The sequence below is a fragment of the Janibacter hoylei PVAS-1 genome (assembly GCF_004025845.1).
GTDB classification, from domain to species: domain Bacteria; phylum Actinomycetota; class Actinomycetes; order Actinomycetales; family Dermatophilaceae; genus Janibacter; species Janibacter hoylei.
Window position 1 is genome coordinate 89398 of the sequence record NZ_PIPF01000010.1, and the last position, 22119, is coordinate 111516.

At 73.0% G+C, this 22119-nt stretch carries 21 protein-coding genes; 7 read left to right on the top strand and 14 right to left on the bottom strand.

Translation table 11 applies throughout. From position 1 onward, the window contains the following. Positions 1–14 precede the first annotated feature (14 nt). Positions 15–1316, top strand: a complete 1302-nt coding sequence (locus CWN80_RS10435) for an isochorismate synthase (protein WP_007925560.1) — start codon at positions 15–17, stop codon at positions 1314–1316. Between the two features lie 4 nt (positions 1317–1320). Here CWN80_RS10435 and menD read toward each other — a convergent pair whose 3' ends face one another. The 7 genes from menD to CWN80_RS10470 all read right to left on the bottom strand — a co-directional run bounded on the left by menD (position 1321) and on the right by CWN80_RS10470 (position 8568). Then, the gene (menD, locus tag CWN80_RS10440) at positions 1321–3030 is read right to left on the bottom strand and encodes a 2-succinyl-5-enolpyruvyl-6-hydroxy-3-cyclohexene-1-carboxylic-acid synthase (RefSeq protein WP_128277250.1); all 1710 of its coding nucleotides are present in this window, start codon (positions 3028–3030) and stop codon (positions 1321–1323) included. 27 nt (positions 3031–3057) lie between these two features. Continuing rightward, on the bottom strand, positions 3058–4509 hold the full coding sequence (locus CWN80_RS10445) for a hypothetical protein (protein ID WP_128277251.1): 1452 nt from the start codon (positions 4507–4509) through the stop codon (positions 3058–3060). Then, positions 4506–4802: a hypothetical protein gene (locus CWN80_RS10450; protein ID WP_007925552.1), complete on the bottom strand. Its 297-nt coding sequence runs from the start codon at positions 4800–4802 to the stop codon at positions 4506–4508. Before CWN80_RS10450 ends, CWN80_RS10445 begins: the two co-directional genes overlap by 4 nt. An 86-nt stretch (positions 4803–4888) precedes the next feature. Next, complete coding sequence (locus tag CWN80_RS10455; RefSeq protein ID WP_007925549.1) at positions 4889–5878, bottom strand: o-succinylbenzoate synthase; 990 nt, start codon at positions 5876–5878, stop codon at positions 4889–4891. Continuing rightward, a complete protein-coding gene (locus CWN80_RS10460; RefSeq protein ID WP_007925548.1) occupies positions 5875–6282 on the bottom strand; it encodes a VOC family protein in 408 nt (135 codons plus the stop codon). Before CWN80_RS10460 ends, CWN80_RS10455 begins: the two co-directional genes overlap by 4 nt. A gap of 10 nt (positions 6283–6292) precedes the next feature. After that, positions 6293–7282, bottom strand: coding sequence for a GTP pyrophosphokinase (locus tag CWN80_RS10465; RefSeq protein ID WP_040880791.1), 990 nt, complete (start codon positions 7280–7282; stop codon positions 6293–6295). A gap of 23 nt (positions 7283–7305) precedes the next feature. After that, positions 7306–8568: an Nramp family divalent metal transporter gene (locus CWN80_RS10470; RefSeq protein WP_007925544.1), complete on the bottom strand. Its 1263-nt coding sequence runs from the start codon at positions 8566–8568 to the stop codon at positions 7306–7308. A 74-nt stretch (positions 8569–8642) separates the two neighbouring features. Between CWN80_RS10470 and CWN80_RS10475 the strand changes: the two genes are divergently transcribed. The 4 genes from CWN80_RS10475 to CWN80_RS10490 are packed head-to-tail and all read left to right on the top strand — an operon-like array spanning position 8643 to position 13123. Then, a complete protein-coding gene (locus CWN80_RS10475) occupies positions 8643–10064 on the top strand; it encodes a GntP family permease (RefSeq protein WP_007925543.1) in 1422 nt (473 codons plus the stop codon). Positions 10065–10105: 41 nt separating this feature from the next. Further along, positions 10106–11062, top strand: a complete 957-nt coding sequence (locus CWN80_RS10480; RefSeq protein WP_128277252.1) for a 1,4-dihydroxy-2-naphthoyl-CoA synthase — start codon at positions 10106–10108, stop codon at positions 11060–11062. Then, positions 11062–12210: an o-succinylbenzoate--CoA ligase gene (gene menE / locus CWN80_RS10485; protein ID WP_128277253.1), complete on the top strand. Its 1149-nt coding sequence runs from the start codon at positions 11062–11064 to the stop codon at positions 12208–12210. Before CWN80_RS10480 ends, menE begins: the two co-directional genes overlap by 1 nt. A 22-nt stretch (positions 12211–12232) precedes the next feature. Beyond that, positions 12233–13123, top strand: coding sequence for a 1,4-dihydroxy-2-naphthoate polyprenyltransferase (locus tag CWN80_RS10490; protein ID WP_007925535.1), 891 nt, complete (start codon positions 12233–12235; stop codon positions 13121–13123). Between the two features lie 27 nt (positions 13124–13150). Here the strand turns inward: CWN80_RS10490 and CWN80_RS10495 are convergent, their stop codons facing one another. From CWN80_RS10495 to rsmI, 7 genes are read right to left on the bottom strand one after another with little or no spacing between them, the layout of a single operon-like run. Beyond that, positions 13151–13456 carry a DUF4229 domain-containing protein gene (locus CWN80_RS10495; RefSeq protein WP_007925534.1) on the bottom strand — a complete coding sequence of 102 codons (306 nt, stop codon included), beginning with the start codon at positions 13454–13456 and terminating at the stop codon, positions 13151–13153. Positions 13457–13470: 14 nt separating this feature from the next. Next, positions 13471–14433 (bottom strand): c-type cytochrome biogenesis protein CcsB, encoded by a 963-nt coding sequence (gene ccsB / locus CWN80_RS10500; protein ID WP_128277255.1) that lies wholly within the window; start codon positions 14431–14433, stop codon positions 13471–13473. After that, on the bottom strand, positions 14430–15992 hold the full coding sequence (resB, locus tag CWN80_RS10505) for a cytochrome c biogenesis protein ResB (RefSeq protein WP_007925531.1): 1563 nt from the start codon (positions 15990–15992) through the stop codon (positions 14430–14432). Before resB ends, ccsB begins: the two co-directional genes overlap by 4 nt. Further along, positions 15992–16729 (bottom strand): cytochrome c biogenesis CcdA family protein, encoded by a 738-nt coding sequence (locus tag CWN80_RS10510; protein ID WP_007925529.1) that lies wholly within the window; start codon positions 16727–16729, stop codon positions 15992–15994. The genes resB and CWN80_RS10510 overlap by 1 nt, the downstream gene beginning before the upstream one ends. Then, positions 16729–17319, bottom strand: a complete 591-nt coding sequence (locus tag CWN80_RS10515; protein WP_128277256.1) for a TlpA disulfide reductase family protein — start codon at positions 17317–17319, stop codon at positions 16729–16731. The genes CWN80_RS10510 and CWN80_RS10515 overlap by 1 nt, the downstream gene beginning before the upstream one ends. Before the next feature lie 10 nt (positions 17320–17329). Further along, entirely contained in the window at positions 17330–18106 is a 777-nt protein-coding gene (locus CWN80_RS10520; RefSeq protein WP_128277257.1) for a histidine phosphatase family protein, read from the bottom strand. Positions 18107–18124: 18 nt separating this feature from the next. Next, the gene (rsmI, locus tag CWN80_RS10525; protein ID WP_007925521.1) at positions 18125–18961 is read right to left on the bottom strand and encodes a 16S rRNA (cytidine(1402)-2'-O)-methyltransferase; all 837 of its coding nucleotides are present in this window, start codon (positions 18959–18961) and stop codon (positions 18125–18127) included. Positions 18962–19005: 44 nt separating this feature from the next. Here rsmI and CWN80_RS10530 point away from each other — a divergent pair, with 44 nt between their 5' ends. After that, on the top strand, positions 19006–20556 hold the full coding sequence (locus CWN80_RS10530; protein ID WP_128277258.1) for a dolichyl-phosphate-mannose--protein mannosyltransferase: 1551 nt from the start codon (positions 19006–19008) through the stop codon (positions 20554–20556). 41 nt (positions 20557–20597) lie between these two features. After that, positions 20598–22118: a TM0106 family RecB-like putative nuclease gene (locus tag CWN80_RS10535; protein ID WP_007925515.1), complete on the top strand. Its 1521-nt coding sequence runs from the start codon at positions 20598–20600 to the stop codon at positions 22116–22118. Position 22119: the final 1 nt, after the last annotated feature.

Consider the following 22119-nt stretch of genomic DNA (forward strand, 5'->3'; position numbering starts at 1 on the left):
GGCTGTTGCCCGCCATGACCTCACCTTCGCCTGCCGCCGACACCACCCCCGTCGGCACCCCGCACCCCGCGCTGGTCGTGCGCACCGTCTCCGTCCCCGCCTCGCGCGTCGGCGACCTGCTCGCCCTCCTGCCCGAGCCGCAGGACGCCGGCGACATCGTCTCGTGGGTCCGCAGGGGCGAGGGCTTCGTCGGGTGGGGCCGGGTCGCGACCTTCCGCGCCACCGGTGCCGACCGCTTCGAGCACGCCCAGGAGTGGTGGCGGGCCGTCACCGCCGAGGCCATCGTCCGCGACGACGTGGACGAGCCGGGCACCGGCCCGATCACCTTCGGCTCCATGGCCTACTCACGTCGGTCGGAGACCGAGTCGGTGCTCGTCGTCCCCGAGGTCGTCGTCGGCCGCCGGGGCGACCTCGCCTGGGTGACGACCACGACGACCGACGCCACGGTGCCGCCGGCCGACGAGCCGCTCACGCAGCAGCCGGCCCCGACCAGCCCCGGCGAGGTCGACTTCGTCGACCGTGACCTCGACGCCCCCTCGTGGGCGCTCGCCGTCGAGGAGGCCGTCGCCCGGATCAGCGCCGGAGCGCTCGACAAGGTCGTGCTCGCCCGAGCCGTCCAGGCCAGCGCCTCCCACCGCATCGACCCGCGGTGGGTCCTCACCCGGCTCGCGGAGGACTACGACACGACCTGGGTCTTCGCCGTCGACGGCCTCGTCGGCGCGACGCCGGAGATGCTCGTGCGCCTCGAGCGCGGGCTGGTCACCTCCCGCGTCCTCGCCGGGACGATCCGCCGCACCGGCGACGACAGCCACGACCTGGCCCTCGCCGGGTCGCTCGCCCGGAGCAGCAAGGACCTCGAGGAGCACGAGTACGCGGTGCGGTCGGTGGCCGACGCGCTCGCCGCGCACACGTCGTCGATCAACGTGCCGGACTCCCCCTTCGTCCTCCACCTCAACAACGTCATGCACCTGGCGACGGACGTCGCCGGCGTCGTCGACGACCGGTCGACCTCGCTGGCCCTCGCCGCCTCGCTGCACCCCTCCGCCGCCGTGTGCGGCACCCCCACCCGTGACGCCGACGACGTCATCGCCGAGCTCGAGCAGATGGACCGCGGGCGCTACGCCGGCCCCGTGGGCTGGATGGATGCCTCCGGCGACGGCGAGTGGGGCATCGCGCTGCGCTGCGGGTGGTACGAGAGCGCGCAGTCGCTGCGGCTGTACGCCGGCTGCGGGATCGTCGCCGGCTCGGTGGCGGCCGACGAGGTCGCCGAGTCGATCGCCAAGCTGCTGCCGATGCGCACCGCGTTGGGCGGCTGAGTCCTCAGCCGAGCGCCGCGGCCACGGCGGCCCGCACCCGCTGGCCGGCTGCCCGCCGCCCGCTGCCGCTCACGGGCACCCGGATGACCCGGATGCCCGGGCTGGGCTGACGGAGCAGCCCGGCGAGCTCGTCGGTGGTCCAGGCGGTCGTCGCCGGCACGCCGTGGGCCGCGCAGAGCAGACCGATGTCCGTCCCGGTGGGCGTGGTGAAGAGCCTCGACAGCGACCCCGCGAGCTCCGGCGCGCCGTACTCGAGCGTGGTGAAGATGCTGCCGCCGTCGTCGTCGAGCACGACGATCGTCAGGTCCGGCCGCGGCTCGGCGGGGCCGATGAGCAGGCCGTTGGCGTCGTGGAGGAAGGTCAGGTCCCCGAGCAGCGCGACCGTCGGCGCGGGGCGGGAGAGGGCGAGCCCGATCGCCGTCGAGACGCAGCCGTCGATGCCTGCGAGCCCCCGGCTGGTGACGACCTCGACATCGGGCCGTGGGTGGGCGACCCCGTGGGCGAGGTCGCGGGCGACGCTCGAGCTGCCGACGAAGAGCGCGGCGCCCGGCAGCAGCGTCTCGTGCAGGGCGCGAGCGGTCGCGGGCCCACCGGCCTCAATCGGGACGGCGGCGGCGATCCGCTCGCCGGCCTCCAGCCAGGTCCTGGCGAAGGGGGTCACCCCCACCTCCTCCCCCGTGAGCCGCAGTGCGGCGAAGGGGTGGACCGCGGAGGCCGCGTGCGCGGCATCGGCCCAGCCGTCCGCGCCGGGCTCGCCGGAGGTGACGACCTCGACGCGCAGCCCGGGGGCGCGGGTGAGCGCCGGGACGGACCGGCCGAGGGTCGGTCGCCCGACGACGAGCAGGCGCCGGGGCAGGTGCTCCCCCACCCAGTCGGTCGCCGTGAGGAGCAGGTCGCCGTGGGGCAGGACGAGGTGGTGCGTGCCCGGCCCCGGCTCGGCGATGACCGGGGCGCCGTGGTGGGCGGCCCAGTCGAGGGCCGCCCGTCGGTGCTCGGCGGTGGGCAGCTCGCCGATGACGACGAGCGTGTCCGGCTCGTGCGGCAGCGGTGACCCGGCCCCGTCGGTCACGGTCGCGGGGGCGGGCAGCTCCACCCGGGGGCAGGCGTCCGACGGCTCGGGAGCCGCCGGGTCCGGGCCCGCCGACCCGACGAGCGACTCCGGGGCCAGCGGGTCACGGTAGGGCAGGTCGAGGTGCACGGGGCCTGCGGACCCGGGTCCTGCCAGGGCGCCGGTGGCCGCCGCGACGGCCCGCGCGGCCGCGGTGCGCCAGGCCGGCTCCTGCCGGGCGGGGTCGCTCGGGGCCTCGAGCTCGAGCGCGAGGCGCACGTGCCCGCCGAAGACTCCGACCTGGTCGGTCGCCTGGTTGGCCCCGACACCACGCAGCTCGGGGGGCCGATCGGCGGTGAGCAGCAGCAGCGGCACGGCACCGTGGTGGGCCTCGAGCACGGCGGGGTGGAGGTTGGCGACGGCGGTGCCGCTCGTCGTGACGACGGCGGCGGGGCGTCGTGAGGTCTTCGCCAGACCGAGTGCGAGGAAGGCAGCGCTGCGCTCGTCGACACGGACGTGCAGCCGCAGCCGGCCCTGCCGCTCGAGCTCGTGCGCGGCGTACGCGAGCGGCGCCGAGCGGGAGCCGGGGCAGAGGACGAGCTCGCCGACACCGAGTCGGACGAGCTCGTCGAGGAGCACGCGGGCGCCGGTCGTCGAGGGATGCACCCGCACGATCCTGCCACCGCACGGATCTCACCGGCGCGCGACGTCGTAGTCGGTCGTCACCGTCGCCCCGGGACCGTCGCCGAGGTAGGGCACCGCGTCGGCGCGCCAGGCGGTGATCGACGGGTCGTCGCTGGCGTCGACGAGTTGCGCGGCCTCGGCGTAGCGACCGTTGTCGTGGGCCTGCGTCGCCCGCCCGTCCTCGCCGAGCTCGTCGGCGAGGGAGCGCTCGACCGTCACCCAGCTCGCCCGGTCGGGGTTGTCCGCCCCCTCGAGCGCGGGCACGGGGTCCTCGGTGTGCTCGATGCTGAGGACCGAGACCTCCGGTGGCACGTCGAGCGAGGCGATCGGTGCCCCCGAGGTGACGACGTGGGTAACGCCGAGGCGATCGCGCAGGCGCGGGTCCGCGGCGAGCGCCGCGGCGACGAGTCCGCCCTGGCTGTGACCGGTCAGCATGACGCGCGGCGGCCCGGTGTCGCCGACCCGGCGGCGGGAGTCCTCGAGCGCGCTCACCACGGCCGTCATCGTCGCGGTCTGCCGCCCGGCGACGAGGAGCACGTTGCTCGTCATGTCCCACGGGTTGTCGCCCGACCTCGGGTCGAAGGTCTGGGTGCCGGGCACGTCGACGACCCACGCCCACCCGCCGTCGGGCTGCGGGATCCCCGTGACGCGCACCCGAGACCGACCCGACGTCGGCCCGTCCCCCGCGACGAGATCGGCGATCCCGCGCGGGCGCACCCCGACCTGCGGCTCGCGGGCGCGCACGGTCGCGTGCCGCCCGGACTCGTCGAGGACCACCCCGCGCGTCGCGGCGAGCACGACGCCGAGCGCCTCCGTCTGGGTGCGCGGCGGGTAGACGGCCCCGGCTCGTCCGCTGCGCCGGGCGAGCCACAGCCCGAGCACCGGCAGTCCCTGCCCGAGTCCGAGCAGGAGCCCGTCGAGGCCGTCGGCGGCGGCCGGGACGATCCACGGGTGGTCGAGCACGATCTGGTCGATCCCCTCGCCGAGCCCCAGACCGACGCCCACCACGGCGTCGCGCGCGCCGGGGACCGCGAGCACGAGCGGGACGACCGGAGCGACGGCCAGCCCGACGCCGAGTGCCACGGGGGCGATCGTGCGCCCCACCCAGGCACCCGCCTGCGTCGCGATGCCGTCGGCGAGCGACTCCACCGCCTCCTCGGCACCGCGGTAGGTCCGGACCGCCGTCGTCGTCGCGAGCGCGGTCGCCGTGACGTCAGCAGCGGCACCGGCGGCGCCATGCGGCCCGATGCAGCCGAGCAGCGCACCCTCGGCGGCGAGGTACTCCACCGGGGCGAGCAGCCCGGCCAGCGCGAGCCGGGGGTCCGTGGCGGCGAGGCCGATCGACGCCGCGACCTCGCCGAGGTCGAGCGCCAGGCTGCGCAGGCGACGAGCCGACTCCTCGAGCTCGTCGAGCCCGACGGACAGGCCGGCCGCTCCGCCCGACACCTCGATGGCGCTCACCGGCCGACCCCCGCGGTCAGGTCGACGGCACCGACGAGGTCGAGCCTCTGCTCCGCGACGTGCTGCAGCGTGCGCACGCGCTGCGCAGCCCGACGCACCCGCTCGGCGAGGGCCGCGATGTCGTCGGCGTGCTCGGCGACCCGCTCACGGTGCAGCGTCGCGGCCTCGCCCCGCCAGGTCGTGGCGGTCGCGACCCGCACCTGCAGCGCCGTCACCTCGAGCCGTGCGGCACAGCGCTCGAGGCGGTCGGCGGTCGTCGTCAGCTCCCCCGGGAGCAGTGTCCCCGTGTCCATGGGTCCACCTCACCGCGGCTCGGCCACCTCCGCCGGACTCGCCTGCGGACTGTGCACGGGCGGACGCGCCGGGCGCCGGCTGTGGATCAGGTGCGCGCCGCGCTCGCAGCCCGCACCCGCTCCCGCCACCAGTCCACCCGTGCGGGCGGCGCCGCGTGCCGGGCGAGCAGGTCCGGGTCGACGACGACCTCCCGGACGGGCAGCGCCCCCTCCGCCGGCAGCAGAGGCTCCCGGCTGACGTCGGCGGCCAGGAGTGCGCCCGTCCCGAGACCGCACGCGTGCCCGAGGTCGGGCAGGGCCGCCGCGAGCGCGACCCCGGCCCGCAGACCGACGCTCGAGTCGATGGCTGAGGAGACGACGGCCGGCAGCCCGCAGTCGGCGACGACCTCGAGCGCGTGGGCGACTCCTCCGAGCGGGGCGACCTTGACGACGACGACGTCCGCCGCCTCGAGGCGAGCGACCTCGAGCGGGTCCTCCGCCTTGCGGATCGACTCGTCGGCCGCCACCGGCACGTCGACCCCGCGCCGGGCGAGCTCGACCCGCAGCCGGGCGAGGTCGTGCACGTCGGCGCAGGGCTGCTCCGCGTACTCCAGGCCGAAGGGGGCCAGTCGGGTCAGCACGTCGACGGCCTCGGTCAGGGACCAGCCGCCGTTGGCGTCCACCCGCAGTCGGGCGTCGGGCCCCATGGCCTCGCGGACCGCTGCGACGCGGTCGAGGTCGTCCTGCTCGCCCTGGCCCCGCTCGGCGACCTTGATCTTCGCCGTCGTGCACCCGTCGTAGCGGGCGACGACCTCGGCGACGTCGGCTGCGGGCACGGCGGGCACGGTCGCGTTGACCGGCACCCTGGCCCGCCGCGGCTCCGGCCAGCCCTGCCAGGCCGCCTCGACGGCCGCGTCGAGCCAGCGCGCGGCCTCCTGCGGTGCGTACTCGACGAAGGGGGCGAACTCCCCCCAGCCGCGCGGCCCCCGCACGAGCGCGACCTCGCGCTCGGTGACGCCACGAAATCGGGTGCGCAGGGGCAGGGTGACGACGTGCAGCCCGTCGAGCAGCTCGTCGACGGCGACCGCGGGGCTCATCGGTCTCGGCTCGAGAGCACGCAGAACTCGTTGCCCTCGGGGTCGGCGAGGACGGTCCATGTGACCTCGTCGTCGTCCTGGCCGACGGCGGCGCGGGTGGCTCCCTTCGCCAGCAGTGCCTCGATCTCGGCATCGCGGTCCTGACCGACGTGCGGTGCGAGGTCGATGTGGAGACGGTTCTTGACCGTCTTGCCCTCGGGTACCGGGACGAAGGAGAGCATCGAGCGCCGCGCCAGCCACGTGGCCGTGTCGTCGACCGGGTCCTCGCTCGCCTCCGGTGGCAGCACCTCGCACTCGTGCTCGTCCTCGTAGCCGATCCGCCACCCGAGTACGTCGGCCCACCAGCGGGCGAGGGCCCGGTGGTCGCGGGCGTCGACGGTCAGGGAGTAGAGGTGCAGGGCCATGCCCCCGACGTTAGTCCGACAGCCGGGCGAGCCGGGCCCGCAGGAGCGCGAGTCGGTGGGCATTGCCGTGCAGCTCGATGTACCGCTCGCCGTAGACGGACAGGAGTGCGTCGTCGAGACGGCGCACGGCGCCGGGCGGGTAGCGGTAGCCCATGTGCGCGTCGATCGCGGGCACGTCGACCTCGCGCAGCACCTCACGCAGCTCGGAGAGCGAGCTGATGCCGAGCTCGAGGAGCAGCCCGCTGATCCACGCGTAGTGGTCGGTGCGCGACCACCCGGCGTCGACGAACTGCCCGGCGAGGAAGGCGGCGAGGTCGGTCGCCCCGATCCGCGGGTCGTCGTCGTCCTCGGTCGGCGAGGTCAGCTCGTCACGGTGCCGGTCGCGGATCGAGGAGAACTGCTGGTCGGCGAGCTCGAGCAACCCGGCGGCGAGCGTGAAGCGGCGGTCGAAGTCGGGCGCGTGCTCCGCGGAGACCGACCCCTTGTAGCGCACGTCGTGCTCGAACTCCGCCCACGCGTGCTGGAGCACCGTGCGGATCTGCACCGACGCGGGGCGCTCGCGCGGGATGCCCGGCTCCTCCCGGTCCTCGCCCAGCCCCACGAGCAGGTGACGGCTGGAGTATCCGAAGCGGCCGGCCGCCGCCGTCTCCTGACCCATGTCGCGGTCCTCGAGCACCGCGAGCTGGGAGGAGAGCAGCTGCGCCACGGCGTCGACGTCGGCGAGGACGTAGGTGACGACCCGGACCCCGATCTGGTCGGTGATGTCGGTGAGCGGCTTGGGGTGCGCCAGGCGCCCACCCGGCAGCCGCCGCGCGGCCTTGCCCGCGAAGGACTCGACCGTCTTGGTTCGCCCGCTCACGGTCAGGTAGTTGATGCCCGCGTCGTCGAGCAGCCGGGTCACCAGCGCCACGTAGGCGTCGGTGACCCCCCGCAGCTCGTCGATGCTCGCCGCGTACCGCTGGACTGCCCGGCGCACCCGGGTCGACTGTGTGGTCGCCATGGGGACAGCCTGCCCGACGCGGGTCACATGACCTTGCTGATCGCCTTGGTGAGCTCGTTGACGGCCAGGGCGGCGAAGGCCGCCGCGCACAGGACGAGGGCGACGTTGGCCGGCCAGCGGTTGCGCCACTGCACCGGCACCCGGTCGGTGTTGAGCAGCCAGAGCAGGGTGACCGACAGGAAGGGCATGAAGAGCGCGCCGAGGACGCCGTAGGCGAGGATCAGCCAGATCGGCTTGCCGAGGAAGAGCATCGCCATCGGTGGGATCGTCAGCCACAGGATGTAGGCGCGGTACCAGGTGCCTCCGGCGCGTCGCGCCGGGTCGTCCTCGGCCAGGCCGCGCAGGTGACCGACGAGGTCGGCAAACATGAGCGAGACGCCGTTCCACACCCCGAGCAGCGAGGACATCGCCGCCGCGAAGAAGCCGACGAGGAAGACCTTGCCGGCCCAGTTGCCGTACCGGTCTGCGAGGACCGTCGACAGGTCGAGCAGCCCCTTGTCCCCGTCCTCGACGGCGATCTGCGCCGAGTAGAGCAGCTCGGCACCGACGACGAGGGTGGCGAGCACGAAGATGCCGGTGATGACGTAGGCGACCGTGTTGTCGATGCGCATGACCCGCACGTGTCCGGGGGTGTCCCAGCCCTTCTCGCGCAGCCAGTAGCCGTAGGCGGCCAGGGTGATCGTGCCGCCGACACCGCCGGCGAGCGCCAGCACGTTGACCAGACCCCCGTCGGGGATCCACGGCTTGATGCCGGCGAACACGTCGAGCAGGTTGGGCAGCGTCATGATCGCGGCGCCGCACATCGTGACGAACATCAGGCCGACGAGTGCCGCGCAGACCTTCTCGAAGACGCCGTAGCGGCCGAGCCAGACGAGGGCGGCGCCGGTCAGACCGGCGATGATCCCCCACCACGTCACCCCGAGGACCGGGAAGAGGGAGTGGAGCGGCAGCCCCGTGCCGGCCATCGCCGCCGCGCCGTAGACGAAGCCCCAGATGACGATGTACGGCACGAAGTACACGTGCGTCCATCGACCGAGGCTGGACCACCCTTCGAAGATCGTGCGTCCGCTCGCCAGGCTGTACCGGCCGGCGCCCTCGACGAGGACGATCTTCATGATGCAGCCGACGACGACGCACCACATGAGGCCGTACTCGTACTTGCTGCCGGCGATGAGGGTTGCGACGAGGTCGATCGCGCCGACACCCGTCGCGGCCACGACGATGCCGGGGCCGACGAGCGACCACCTGCCGGTGCTGACCTGGGGTTCGCGTGCTGGGGTGGACACGTGCTGCTCCTGCCGTGGACTGCTGGGTCGATGCCGACGTGTGAGTGTAGTCACAGCCACGTAGGGTCTCTCGCGTGGACATCGCACTGACGCTCGTCGCGATCGCCCTGGCGATCGTGCTCATCCTCCGGTTCAAGGTCGACCCGGTGATCTCGCTGATCATCTCGTCGGTCTTCCTCGGCCTCTCCGCCGGCGTCGGGGCCGCCGACACCGTCGCGGCCATCACGACCGGCTTCGGCGAGATCATGGGCGAGGTCGGTCTGCTCATCGGCTTCGGCGTGCTCATCGGCTCGCTGCTGCAGGCGACGGGGACCTTCCGCGCCCTCGTCGAGGTCATCGCCCGCCGGGTCGGGCGCAAGCTGCCCTACGCGATGGCCGCGGCGCTCTCGGCGGTCTTCCCCTCGATCTACGTCGACGTGCAGGTCGTCCTCGCCTCCCCGATGGCCCGCCAGGCGGCGCCCGTCGTCGACCGGCGCAAGGGCCTGCCGTGGCTCGCCGGCGCGATCGGCATCGGCATCTTCGCCGGCTACGTCTTCGTCGTCCCCGGCCTGGCCGCCGTCGCCATCTCCGGCCAGCTGAAGCTGCCGCTCGGCGAGTACCTGATCTTCGGCGCCCCGATCGGTGTCGCCACCGCGCTGCTCACGACCTTCCTCTTCCGCCTGCTGCTGCAGACCCGCTTCTGGGACGAGCGCACCGACGTCGACCCCAACGAGGAGGAGCACCCCGACAACCCGGGCCACGCCGCCTACCTCGCCCGCGGGGAGATCGGGCACGAGAGCACCGGCAGCTCCGCCGACGCCGACCTCGACGACCCTGACGCCGTGCCCGAGCGGGCCCTGCGCCTGCCGCTGCTGCTGCGCCTCACCCCGATCCTCGTCCCGCTCGTGCTCATCGCCTTCGGCGCCTTCATGGACCTCTTCGACGCGAGCAACGGGGCCATCGCCTTCGTCGGTGACGCCAACATCGCGCTCTTCGTCGGCCTGCTCATCGCCTTCGTCATCGGCCGCTCGACGCTCGGCTCGGACGGCACCGAGCAGGCCCTCTCGGGCGGCTTCCGCACGACCGGCGAGATCCTGCTCATCACCGGCATCGGCGGTTCGCTCGGCGCCGTCATCACCGAGACCGGTCTCGACACGACCCTCGAGGGCCTCTTCTCCGCCGACGCCGGCGCGCCGGTCCTCGTCACGGTGCTGCTCGCGTGGTTCATCGCGGCGCTGCTGCACTTCGCCATCGGCTCGGTGTCGGTCGGCGCGATCACCGCCTCCGGCATCATCGGCCCGGTCGTCGCCTCGACCGGTGTCTCGCCGGTCGTCGTCGCGCTCGCCATCGCCTCCGGTGCGATGTTTGCCCTGCACGTCAACAGCAACTTCTTCTGGATGTTCAAGAGCCTGCTCGGGCTGTCGACCAAGGGCGCGCTCAAGACGCTCACCCTGGCCACCTCGCTGGGCGCCGTGGTCTCGCTGCCGATGGTCCTGCTCGTCAGCCTCGTCGCCTGACGGGGCGCCCCCTTCGACCTGCGGTCGTTAGGCTCGCCCCCGTGAGCGCACTGGACAACGTCAGCGAGACCTTCGACCCGCAGGCCTGGGAGGTGGTCCCCGGCTTCGAGGACCTCACCGACCTCACCTACCACCGCGCCAAGGACGTCGGCTGCGTGCGGATCGCCTTCGACCGGCCGGAGATCCTCAACGCCTTCCGGCCGCACACCGTCGACGAGCTCTACCGCACCCTCGACCACGCCCGCCGCACCCCCGATGTCGGCGTCGTCCTGCTGACCGGCAACGGCCCGACCCCACGCGAGGGCAGCAGTGCGACGACCGAGGGCTGGGCCTTCTGCACCGGCGGCGACCAGCGCATCCGCGGCCGCTCCGGCTACCAGTACGCCGCCGACCCCGGTGGCGACGACTCCGCGGCCGGCATCAACGAGCGTCGGGTCAAGGCCGAAGGGGGGCGCCTCCACATCCTCGAGGTCCAGCGCCTCATCCGCACCATGCCCAAGGTCGTCATCGCGCTGGTCGGCGGGTGGGCCGCCGGCGGCGGGCACTCGCTGCACGTCGTCTGCGACATGACCCTCGCCAGCCAGCACGCGCGCTTCAAGCAGACCGACGCCGACGTCGGCTCCTTCGACGGCGGCTACGGCAGCGCCTACCTCGCGAAGATGGTGGGGCAGAAGCGCGCTCGCGAGATCTTCTTCCTCGGCCGCGCCTACACGGGCCAGGAGATGTACGAGATGGGCGCGGTCAATGCGGTCGTCGACCACGCGGAGCTCGAGGTCGAGGGGCTGCGGATGGCCCGCGAGATCATGGCGAAGTCGCCCACCGCGATCCGGATGCTCAAGTTCGCCTTCAACCTCACCGACGACGGGCTCATGGGCCAGCAGGTCTTCGCCGGCGAGGCGACCCGCCTGGCCTACATGACCGACGAGGCGGTCGAGGGGCGCGACCAGTTCCTCGAGAAGCGTGACCCGGACTGGTCGCCCTTCCCTTGGTACTTCTGATGCCCATCACCCCACTCCCCTTGCCGCCCGGCCCGGCCGCGCTCGAGTCGCTCCCTTCGCTCGAGCAGGCGCTGACCGGCACCGCGCCGATCCACCCGCACGCCCCCGGCGAGCACCCGAGCCTGCCCGAGGGCGAGCTGCCCGGCGACCTGGCCGTCGCCATCGCGACCTCCGGCTCGACCGGCACGCCCAAGCTCTCGCTGCTCACCGCCGCCAACCTCATCGCGAGCGCGGAGGCCACCGCCCAGCGGCTCGGCGGGCACGGCCAGTGGCTGCTCGCGCTGCCGCCGCACCACATCGCCGGGCTGCAGGTGCTGCTGCGCAGCATCGCCGCCGGCACCACCCCGGTGGCGCTCGACCCGTCGGCGGTCACCCCCTTCGCGCTGGTGGAGGCGGCGGCGGGCATGCACGCGCAGCGGCGCTACACCTCGCTCGTGCCGACCCTGCTCGCCCGGCTCGTCGACGACCCGCTCGGACTCGAGGCGCTGCGGCGCTTCGACGCCGTCCTCGTCGGTGGGGCCGCTACCCCGGCGGCGCTGCTCGACCGCGCCCGGTCTGAGGGCGTGCGCGTGGTGACCACCTATGGCATGTCCGAGACCGCCGGCGGTTGCGTCTACAACGGGCAGCCGCTCCAGGGGGTCGCCGTGCGCACCGACGCCGCCAGCGCCCTCGAGATCGGCGGCCCGGTCGTCGCCCACGGCTACCTCGGGGTCGAGACCGGAGCCTTCCGTGACGAAGGGGGCCAGCGCTGGTTTCGCACCGGCGACCTCGGCTCCGTCGACGGCCGGGGCCGGGTGAGCGTCACCGGCCGCGCCGACGACCTCATCAACACCGGCGGCCTCAAGGTCGCGCCGCGCGTCGTCGAGGAGGCCGTCCTCGCCCACGTGCCCGCCGTGACCGAGGCGGTCGTCGTCGGCGTCCCCGACCTCGAGTGGGGCCAGGCCGTCGCGCTGGCGGCGGTCACCTCGCCGGGCGGACCGCCGCCCGGGCCGGTCCCGGACGCCGGGGTCGCCGAGATCCGCGAGATGCTGCGGCCCCACCTCGAGGCCGCCGCGCTCCCCCGCCGCGTCGTCGTCGTGCCCGAGCTGCCGATGCGCGGGCCGGGCAAGCCGGACCGGGCCGCCGTGGCGCGTCTGGTCGGGGGCTGAGCGCCTCGTAAGATCGCCTCTCGTGGCCACCATCAAGCAGTGGGTCGCCGGCGCCCGTCCGCGAACCCTCCCCGCAGCACTCGCCCCCGTCATCGTCGGTACCGCTGCGGCAGCGGCCAACCGTGATCTCGAGGAGGGGACGAAGGGGGCCAACCTCGGCCTCGCACTGCTGGCGCTCATCGTCTCGTGCTGCCTGCAGATCGGCGTCAACTACGCCAACGACTACAGCGACGGCATCCGCGGGACCGACGAGGAGCGCGTCGGCCCGGTGCGGCTCGTCGGGCAGCGCCTGGCCAACCCTGACAACGTCAAGATCGCGGCCTTCTCCTTCTTCGGGCTCGGCGCCTTCGCCGGCTTCGCGCTCGTCGCGCTGAGCCAGGCGTGGATCCTCCTGCCGATCGGCGCGCTGGCGATCCTCGCCGCGTGGCGCTACACCGGCGGCGACAACCCCTACGGCTACCGGGGCCTCGGCGAGGTCTACGTCTTCGTCTTCTTCGGGCTGGTCGCCACGCTCGGCACGCAGTTCACCCAGATCGGTGGCATCACCGCGGTCGGTGTGCTCGGCGCGATCGCGGTCGGCTCGCTCGCCAGCGCGATCCTCGTCGCCAACAACCTGCGCGACATCCCCACCGACTCGGTGACCGGCAAGACGACGCTCGCCGTGCGCCTCGGCGACGCGCGCACCCGGCAGCTCTACCTCGGGCTCTTCGCCGTCACCGTCGTGTGCACCCTGCTCATGGCGATCTGGCGACCGTGGGCCCCGATCGGCCTCATCGGGCTGGTCATCGCGTGGCCCGGCATCCAGGCCGTGCGCGGCGGAGCGACGGGCAAGGAGCTCATCCCGGCGCTGGCCCTCACCGGCTTCGCCGAGCTCATGTGGGCGGTCTGGCTCTTCGCGCCGCTCGCGCGCTGAGACCCCGGCGAGTCGAGCGCTCACACCTCAGCGGAAGGTCTCGGGCTCCTCGCCCTCGGGCGCCGACTCCCGCTCGCGCGCAGCGTCCTCGACGGCCTCGTCGGAGTCGGGGCGCTCCGAGCGGGCTCGCGCCTTGGCCTCCTGGCGCGCCTGGATCTGCTCGATCATCTCCGCGCGGAAGGGCCGCAGCACGATCGCCGAGACGACCATCGACAGCAGGGCCGCGATGACGACGAGCCAGGGCAGCTCGTTGGGCTCGCGCAGGCCGACGAGCCACAGCAGCGAGAGGCAGCCGAAGAAGATCAGCATGCGGAGCAGGGTGTAACGGACCACGGGTACTCAGAACCTCACTGCGCGTAGCTGTGCTGGCCGATGAAGTAGAAGTTCACGACCGTGTAGTTGATGACGATGCACACGAAGCCGGCGACGGCGATCCAGTTCGCGGTGCGGCGCGAGGTGTTCTTCGTCGCGCGGGCGTGCAGGTAGGCGGCGTAGACCGTCCAGATGACGAAGGTCCACACCTCCTTGGGGTCCCAGTTCCAGTAGGCCCCCCAGGCCTCGCGGGCCCAGATCGCGCCCGCGATGAGCGTGAAGGTCCACAGCGGGAAGCCGATGATGTGCAGGGAGTACGACAGCTTTTCGAGCGTCGCGGCCGGCGGCAGCTTGCGCCAGAAGCGCTCGCTCCCGACCCCCCGGTCGCTCATGAGGTAGAGCGCGCTGATGATGGCCCCGACGACGAAGATGCCGACCGACAGGGTCGCGACGGTCACGTGGATCGGCAGCCAGTAGGACTTCAGCGAGGGCACGACCTCGTCGGCCTCGACGTACCAGGCGGTCGAGGCGACCATGAGCAGCAAGACGACGAAGGCGGTGACGAAGACGCCGAGCCAGCGCAGGTCGCGGCGCAGCCCCGCGACGGCGAAGGTCGCCATGGCGAAGAAGGCTCCCGCAACGCTGAACTCGAAGAGGTTGCCCAGCGGGAAGCGCTCGACGGCGAAGCCGCGGCAGGCGAAGGAGACGAGCAGGAAGAAGGCACCGAGCCAGGACATCGAGCCGGCGATGCCGGCGGCCTTGCGGGCCCGCGCGGAGGTCTCGGCGGGCTCGGCGGCGGGGGCGGCGCCCCCTTCGGCCGTGGCGTCACCCTCGCCGCCGCCGACGGTCGCGGGCACCTTGGCCTCGACCTCGGCCTGGTCGCGCACGGGCACGGCCTGCGAGAGGTAGAAGGCGTAGCAGAGCATGGCCATGGTGATGACCAGCGCGGCCGAGGCCAGCGCGTAGTTGGCGTACTGGGCCAGCATCTCGTTCGTCATGATGTCCTCGATTGTCCCACGAGCTCGTCGCGGATCTCCTCGACGACCTCGAGGAGGCCCTCGTCGTCGTCCTTGCTCATGCCGCCGACGTCGACCCTCACGACGTCGCCCTCCTGGACGAGTCGCACGAAGACTCGGCGGCGCTTGATCGTCAGCGTCGCGATGAGCCCGGCGAGGGCGAAGAGCGCCGACCACAGGGTCAGCCCCTTGCCCGGGTCGTGCCGGACCGAAAATCCGGCGAAGCGCTCGACCCCGTCGAAGGTGATGGTGCCGCGGTCGCCGGGCAGCTTCGCCCCTTCGCCGGGGGTGAGCCACAGCCGCATCTGGTCGGAGCCGTCGGCCGTCTCGACCTTGGTCATCGACGCGGTGTCGAGCGTGAAGACCGACTGCGGGCGCCCGTCGGGGAAGAGCTCGCCGGTGTACATGCTCATCGCGAGCGCGGGGCTCTTGGTGTCGGGGAAGACCGAGATCGGTCCCTGGTCGGGGTCGATGTAGGCGGTCGGCAGGAAGAGGCCGACGAAGCCGAACTGCTCGGGCGAGGCCGCCCCGACCTTGATCGCGCCGGTCGAGCGGTAGTTGCCGTCCTGCGCGAGGAAGGGGGTGGCCCCCTGGTAGAGGACCTTGCCGTCGTCGTCCTTGACGGTCACGACGGGCGCGTAGCCGTTGCCGAGGAGGAAGACGGTCGCGTCCTGCATCTCCAGAGGGTGGTTGACCTTGACGCTGTCGGTGAAGGCATTGCCGTCGGCCTCGGTGACCTTGACGTGGGCCTCGAAGTCGCGCGGCTGGCCGAAGGTCTGCGCCGTCGGCTCTCGGTCGTTGAAGTCGGCGGTCATCTCCTCGACCTCGATGGCGAAGGGAGACAGCGAGGACTCGTCGACGAGCGGGCCGGGGGCGAAGGTGTCGTAGCGGGTCACCGTGTTGACGAAGGAGTCGCCCGAGGGGACGACGACGTCGGCCTTCCAGCCCCACAGGTGGCCGACGGCGACGCCGATGATCAGGGTGACGAGCGCGGTGTGGAAGACGAGGTTGCCCGTCTCCTTGGCGTAGCCCTTCTCCGCGGAGACGGAGACGTCGTCGTGGCTCGCGACGCGGAAGCGCCGCCGGCGCAGCACCCGGGTCGCCGCCTCACGGGCCGACGCCAGGTCGCCCGCGAGCTCGCCGGAGGCGTGGGCCTCCAGGCGCGCCAGACGCTTGGGGGCGCGCGGCGGCTTGCTGCGCAGCGCCCGCCAGTGGACGCCGGTGCGGGGGACGATGCAGCCGATGAGCGAGATGAAGAGCAGCAGGTAGATCGCGGAGAACCACGGCGAGCTGTAGACCTCGAAGGCGCCGAGCTTGTCGAGCCAGGGGCCGGTCGTCTCGTGGCGGGCGATCCAGTCGGCGGTGCGGGCGGGGTCGATGCTGCGCTGGGGGAAGACCGACCCCGGCACGGCACCGACGGCCAGCAGCAGGAGGAGGAAGAGCGCCGTGCGCATGCTGGTCAGCTGCCGCCAGGCCCATCGCAGGTAGCCGACGACGCCCAGGCGTGGCTGGGTCACCTCGGGCCGGGTCTCGCGGGCCATCAGATGAAGACCTCCATGTCGCTGAGCAGGCGGGTCTGCAGCCACTGGGTGAGCGCGTCCCACGCGCCGGTGAGCAGCAGCAGGCCGACGATGATGAGCAGGACGGCGCCGGTGACCTGGATGGCCCGCTGGCGTCGGCGCAGCCAGGCCGAGACCGGAGCCCACCGCTCGTAGGCCGCCGCGATGAGGACGAAGGGCAGGCCCAGCCCCAGGCAGTAGGCGACGGCGAGCACGACGGCTCGGGTCGTCGACGCGTCGCCGGCGAGGTTGAGGGTGAGCACGGCCGCGAGGGTCGGGCCCATGCACGGGGCCCAGCCCAGGCCGAAGACCGCGCCGAGGACCGGCGCCCCGGCGAGGCCGGCGGCGGGCCGCACGGGCAGGCGCCAGGTGCGCTGCGACCCGGCGCCGAGGAAGACGAAGGCCATGAGGATGACGAGCACACCGCCGATGCGCATGAGCAGCTCGCGGTGCTCGCCGAGGGCCTGGCCGATGCCGGCGACGAACATCGACAGCAGGATGAAGACGGCGGTGAAGCCGAGGATGAAGAGCAGCGTGCCGAGCACCATCCGGCCACGGCTGCGCCGCTCGAGCGCGACGTCGGACAGCCCGGTGACGTAGCCGAGGTAGCCGGGCACGAGCGGCAGCACGCACGGCGTCGCGAAGGAGACGAGACCCGCGAGCGCGGCGACGAGCACGGCCAGCGGCAGGGCACCGTCGGCGATCTGGTCGCTGAGCATCAGTCGCTCTCGGCCAGGGTGTCCTCGACGGCGCCGACGAGGGTCTGGGTGGTCACCGGGCCGAGGACGACGGCGGCGATCCGCCCGTCGCGGTCGAGGATCGCGGTCGACGGCTGGGTCGTCATCTTGCCTTGCATGTCGATGGCGGTCTTGCCCGACTTGTCGTAGACGGAGGGCCAGGTGAAGCCCCACTCCTCGCCCTGGGCGCGACCGGTCTCCTTGGAGGACTCGCGGTAGTTGATCCCGACGAACTCGACGTCCTCCCCCTTCGTCTCGTCGAAGGCCTCGACGAGGTGGGGGGCCTCCTTGGCGCACGGGCCGCACCAGCTGGCCCAGAGGTTGACGACGACGACCTTGCCGCGCTGGTCGGCGCTGTCCCAGGTCGCGCCGTCGATCGTGTCGCCGGCGAGCTGCACCGGCTCGCCCCGCTCGTCGGGGGCGAAGAGGGTCATCGACCCGTCGCCGTTGCGCGAGCCGACCTCCTTGGCCGCCTTCTCGGAGGCGGACTCACCGCAGGCGGCGACCCCGCCGGCGAGCGCGAGGGCGCTCACCGCGGCGACGAGGGTGCGGGTCAGTCGGTGGTGTCTCATCGAAGGGGGGTCAGGCTCCGGGGGTCGTGGCGGCGTGGGCGTAGAGGTGCGCCGCCGGTTCGCTGTAGGTGACGTCGGTGACCTCGTCGCCGGTGAAGGTCACCGAGGTGAGGGAGGCCAGGTTGCACTGGCGCCGGCGCGGGTCGTGCCAGAGGTTGCGCTGCTCGAGGACGCTGCGGATGGTCCAGATCGGCAGCTGGTGGCTGACGATGAGCACCTCACGGCCGCGGGCGTGGTCACGGGCGTCCTCGATGGCGGCCATCATCCGCTTGCCGATGACGCGGTAGGGCTCGCCCCAGGTCGGCTTCGTGGGGTCACGCAGCCACCACCAGCGGCGCGGGTCGAGGAGCAGCCGCTTGCGGAAGCGCCGCCCTTCGAACTTGTTGCCCGCCTCGATGACCCGCGGGTCCACGATCGCGGTGAGTCCGTGGCGCTCGAGCGTCGGGGCCGCGGTCTCGGCGGTGCGCTCGAGGGGGCTGTGCACGACGAGACCGAGGTCGGCGTCGGCGAGGTGCTCGGCGACGGCCTCGGCCATCTCGCGGCCCAGCGCCGACAGGTGGTAGTCGGGCAGGCGGCCATAGAGGACCTTGTGCGGGTTGTCGACCTCGCCGTGGCGCAGCAGGTGCACGACGGTGCGCTCGGTGCCGGGGCGGGCGCCGTGCTCGGCGTGTGCCTCGCGGGCTCCGGCGGCGGCTTCGCCGGCGGCGTCGGCCGCTTGGGCAGAGGTCTCCGCGGTCTCGGTGTCGACGGGCAGGTCGGTGCCGGACTCAGGCATCGGCTCGGTCATGGCCGGGATTGTCCCACCTCAGTCTGAGAGGGACCTGCGGTGGTCGACGACGGCGTCGTAGAGCGCCTTCTTGGAGTGGCCGGTGGAGGTCGCGACGGCCGCGCAGACGTCCTTGAGCCGGGCCCCGCGGTCCTGGCGGGAGAGCACCTCGGCGACCGCGTCCTCGATGGAGATGCTCGTGCGCTCGGCCCCGCCGACGACGATGGTGATCTCACCCTTGACCCCCTCGGCGGCCCATCCGGCGAGCTCGGTGAGCCCGCCGCGCCGCACCTCCTCCCACGTCTTGGTCAGCTCGCGGCAGACCGCCGCCGGGCGGTCGGCGCCGAGCACCTCGGCCATCGCCTCGAGGGAGGCGGCGATGCGGTGGGGCGCCTCGAAGAAGACCATCGTGCGCCGCTCCTGCGCGACCTCCTCGAGGAGGCGACGGCGCTCACCGCCCTTGCGCGGCAGGAACCCCTCGAAGGTGAAGCGGTCGACGGGCAGCCCCGACACGGCCAGCGCCATGAGCACGGCACTCGGTCCGGGCACGCACGTCACCTGCTCGTCGACGTCGATGCACGCGCGGACGAAGCGGTAGCCCGGGTCCGACACCGACGGCATGCCGGCGTCGGTGACGAGGACGACCCGCTCCCCCTTCGTCACGGACTCGAGGAGGTCTGCGGTGCGGGCCGCCTCGTTGTGCTCGTGGTAGCTGACGACTCGCTCGGGCAGGGTGACGTCGAGCTTCGCGGCGAGGGCGCGCAGCCGCCGGGTGTCCTCGGCGGCCACGACATCGGCCCCGGCGAGCTCCTCGCGCAGGCGGGGGCTGGCGTCGCGCGGGTCTCCGATGGGTGTGGCGGCGAGGACGAGTGGCATGGCTCCATCATCCCAGCCCTGCTCGCTCGCCTACGATGACGCCCATGGACCGGGGGCAGCAGCTGCGCGAACGCCTGCTCGGCTTCCGGCCCACCGAGACGCTGTGGGGCTGGGCCGGCCCGCTCCTCTTCGCCGCCATCGGCGGCCTCCTCCGCTTCTGGGCCCTCGACCGCCCCCACCAGCTGGTCTTCGACGAGACGTACTACGTCAAGCAGGGCGTCTCGATGCTCGACCACGGCGTCGAGATGCAGTGGAACGGCGACGGCGAGCAGGTCGACCCGCTCTTCACCCACGGCACGACGGCCGTCTTCAACACGACCGAGGGCGACATGGTCGTCCACCCGCCGGTCGGCAAGTGGGTCATCGCCTTCGGCGAGTGGGTCTTCGGCTCGACGTCGAGCTTCGGGTGGCGCTTCTCCGTGGCGCTGCTCGGGACGATCTCGATCCTCATGGTCGGCCGGATCGCCCGCCGCCTCTTCCGCTCGAGCTGGCTCGGGGCCATCGCCTCCTTCCTCATGGCCTTCGAGGGGCACCACTTCGTCCACTCCCGCACCGGCCTGCTCGACATCATCCTCATGTTCTTCGCGCTGGCCGCCTTCGGCGCGCTCCTCATCGACCGCGACCGGGGGCGGGAGCGACTGGCGGCCAAGGCCGCCCGTCTCCCCGCGAGCTTCGCCACCGGCCCGTGGCTGCTGTGGCGCCCGTGGCGCCTCGTCGCCGCCATCTGCCTCGGGCTGGCCTGCGGCACGAAGTGGTCCGGCCTGTACTTCTTCGCCGCCTTCGGCCTGATGATCGTCTTCTGGGACATCGGGGCACGCAGGGCGGCGGGCGCCCGCCACTGGATCATCGCCGGCATCGGCAAGGACGGGGTGTGGGCCGGCCTGTCGATGACGGCCGTCGTCCTCGCCACCTACCTCGCGTCGTGGGTCCAGTGGTTCCGCACCGACATCGGCTACAACCGCACCTGGGCGGTGGACAACCCCGAGCAGGGCGTGCAGTGGCTGCCGCCGGCGCTGCGGTCGCTGTGGGAGTACCACGTCGTGGTCCTCGACTTCCACGACGGCCTGACCAAGCCGCACACCTACGACTCCAACCCGTGGTCGTGGATGGTCCAGTCCCGCCCGACGTCCTTCTTCTACGAGTCGCCGACCCAGGGCATGACCGGCTGCGACGTCGAGAAGTGCTCCAAGGCGATCACCTCGCTCGGATCCGTCTCGATCTGGTGGCTTGCGACGGCGGCCCTCTTCTTCCTCGTCTACCACTGGGCCTTCAAGCGCGATTGGCGCGCCGGGGCGGTCCTCGCCGGCTTCGTCGGCGGGTGGCTGCCGTGGTTCTTCCTCCAGCACCGCACGATCTTCACCTTCTACACGATCGCCTTCGAGCCCTGGGTGGTCCTCGCGGTCGTCTTCGTGCTCGGCCTGGCCCTCGGCCCACCGGGCGCCGACGCGCGCCGCCGCCGCATCGGCCAGCTCGTCGTCGGGGCCTACTTGCTCCTCGTCCTGGCCAACTTCGCCTTCTACTGGCCGATCTGGACCGCGCAGGTCATCCCCTACGACCACTGGCGCTGGCGCATGTGGTTCCCCAGCTGGGTGTAGCGGAGGCACGCGTGTCAGTCACCCCTCGTACCCTCGGGGGCATGGACCTCCCCCTCGTCGACGGCGCACCGCAGGCCGCGGTCATCACCGCGGGCGACCTGCGCCACGGACGAGAGTGCGAGTACGGCCTGCTCGTCGACCTCGACGTGCGTCTCGGGCGACGCGAGCCGGTCGTCGCCACCGTCGACCCGGTCCGTGAGCGCTTCGGCGACCTCGGCCGCGAGTACGAGCAGGAGGTCACCGCCGCCCTGAGCGCGCAGGTCGGCGCCGGGGTCGTCGACGCCCGCCGCCTCGGCCCCGACGAGGTGCTCACCGTCCTGCGCGACCCCGCGACGCGTCTCGTCCACCAGGCCGCCGTGCGCGGGGAGCGCTTCGTCGGTCGTGCCGACCACCTGCTGCGCGGGCCCGACGACCTGTGGGTCGTCGCCGAGACCAAGCTCGCCCGCCGAGCCCACCAGCACGCCCAGCTGCAGGTGGCCGCCTACGCCCGGGCCCTCGCCGACGCGGGGGTGGGGGTCGCTCCCTTCGTCCGCCTCATCCTCGGTGACGGCAGCGAGGTCGACATCCCGCGCGAGGACCTCGCCGACGAGCTCGCCACGGTCCACACCCGCCTCCTCGAGGTGCTCGACACGCACGCCGCCGAAACGGGGCCGGTCGTGTGGGGCGACCCGCGGTGGCGGGCCTGCCTGTTTTGCGACGCCTGCCGGGCCGAGCTCGCCGTCCGCGAGGACGTCGGTCTGACCGCGGGGGTCCGCGCGACGACCCGCGCCCGGCTGCTCGACGCCGGCGTGACGACGGTGACTGCCCTCGCCGGGCGCACCGAGCCGGTCGAGGGCATCGACCCCGAGCAGCTGGCGACCCTGCGCAGCCAGGCCCGCCTGCAGATCGTCGAGCCGACGCCCGAGGCACCCCTGCCCTACGAGGTCTTCGCCCCCGAGCGCCTCGCCGACCTGCCCGCCCCCAGCGAGGGTGACGTCTTCTTCGACTTCGAGGGCGACCCGGTGTGGCGCGGCGACTCAGCGACCGACCAGGGCCTGGAGTACCTCTTCGGCTCGCTGACCGCGAGCGGCGACTTCGTCCCCTTCTGGGCCCACGACCGCGAGCAGGAGCGGGCAGCGCTCATCGGCTTCGTCGACTGGCTGCGCGCCCGGCTCGAGCGCTGGCCCGACCTGCACGTCTACCACTACTCCGGCTACGAGCGGGCTGCCCTCGCCCGGCTCGCCGCCCGGCACGCCGTCCGCGAGGCGGAGGTCGCCGAGATCCTCGACGGCGACGTCTTCGTCGACCTCTACGCCGCGGTCAAGTCGGCCGTGCGCATCGGCTCGCGTTCCTACTCCATCAAGCGGCTCGAGCCGCTCTACATGGGCGACGAGCTGCGCGACGACTCCGGCGTGACCGCCGGCGGTGACTCGATCATCGAGTACCAGCGATACCGCGAGGCGGTCGCGGCCGGCGACGCGACCACGGCCGCCGAGCGCCTCGAGGACCTGCGGCAGTACAACGAGTACGACTGCCTCTCGACGCTGCGGCTGCGCGACTGGCTGCTCGCCCACGCGGGCTGAC

What these genes read in the sequence shown, in the direction of transcription:
- CWN80_RS10450 (WP_007925552.1), bottom strand. Translation starts at nt 4,802, where the DNA reads ATGGACACGGGGACACTGCTCCCGGGGGAGCTGACGACGACCGCCGAC.
- CWN80_RS10535 (WP_007925515.1), top strand. Translation starts at nt 20,598, where the DNA reads ATGGACCTCCCCCTCGTCGACGGCGCACCGCAGGCCGCGGTCATCACC.
- CWN80_RS10520 (WP_128277257.1), bottom strand. Translation starts at nt 18,106, where the DNA reads ATGACCGAGCCGATGCCTGAGTCCGGCACCGACCTGCCCGTCGACACC.
- CWN80_RS10435 (WP_007925560.1), top strand. Translation starts at nt 15, where the DNA reads ATGACCTCACCTTCGCCTGCCGCCGACACCACCCCCGTCGGCACCCCG.
- rsmI (WP_007925521.1), bottom strand. Translation starts at nt 18,961, where the DNA reads ATGCCACTCGTCCTCGCCGCCACACCCATCGGAGACCCGCGCGACGCC.
- CWN80_RS10515 (WP_128277256.1), bottom strand. Translation starts at nt 17,319, where the DNA reads ATGAGACACCACCGACTGACCCGCACCCTCGTCGCCGCGGTGAGCGCC.
- menE (WP_128277253.1), top strand. Translation starts at nt 11,062, where the DNA reads ATGCCCATCACCCCACTCCCCTTGCCGCCCGGCCCGGCCGCGCTCGAG.
- CWN80_RS10465 (WP_040880791.1), bottom strand. Translation starts at nt 7,282, where the DNA reads ATGGCGACCACACAGTCGACCCGGGTGCGCCGGGCAGTCCAGCGGTAC.
- CWN80_RS10530 (WP_128277258.1), top strand. Translation starts at nt 19,006, where the DNA reads ATGGACCGGGGGCAGCAGCTGCGCGAACGCCTGCTCGGCTTCCGGCCC.
- resB (WP_007925531.1), bottom strand. Translation starts at nt 15,992, where the DNA reads ATGGCCCGCGAGACCCGGCCCGAGGTGACCCAGCCACGCCTGGGCGTC.
- CWN80_RS10510 (WP_007925529.1), bottom strand. Translation starts at nt 16,729, where the DNA reads ATGCTCAGCGACCAGATCGCCGACGGTGCCCTGCCGCTGGCCGTGCTC.
- CWN80_RS10455 (WP_007925549.1), bottom strand. Translation starts at nt 5,878, where the DNA reads ATGAGCCCCGCGGTCGCCGTCGACGAGCTGCTCGACGGGCTGCACGTC.
- CWN80_RS10460 (WP_007925548.1), bottom strand. Translation starts at nt 6,282, where the DNA reads ATGGCCCTGCACCTCTACTCCCTGACCGTCGACGCCCGCGACCACCGG.
- ccsB (WP_128277255.1), bottom strand. Translation starts at nt 14,433, where the DNA reads ATGACGAACGAGATGCTGGCCCAGTACGCCAACTACGCGCTGGCCTCG.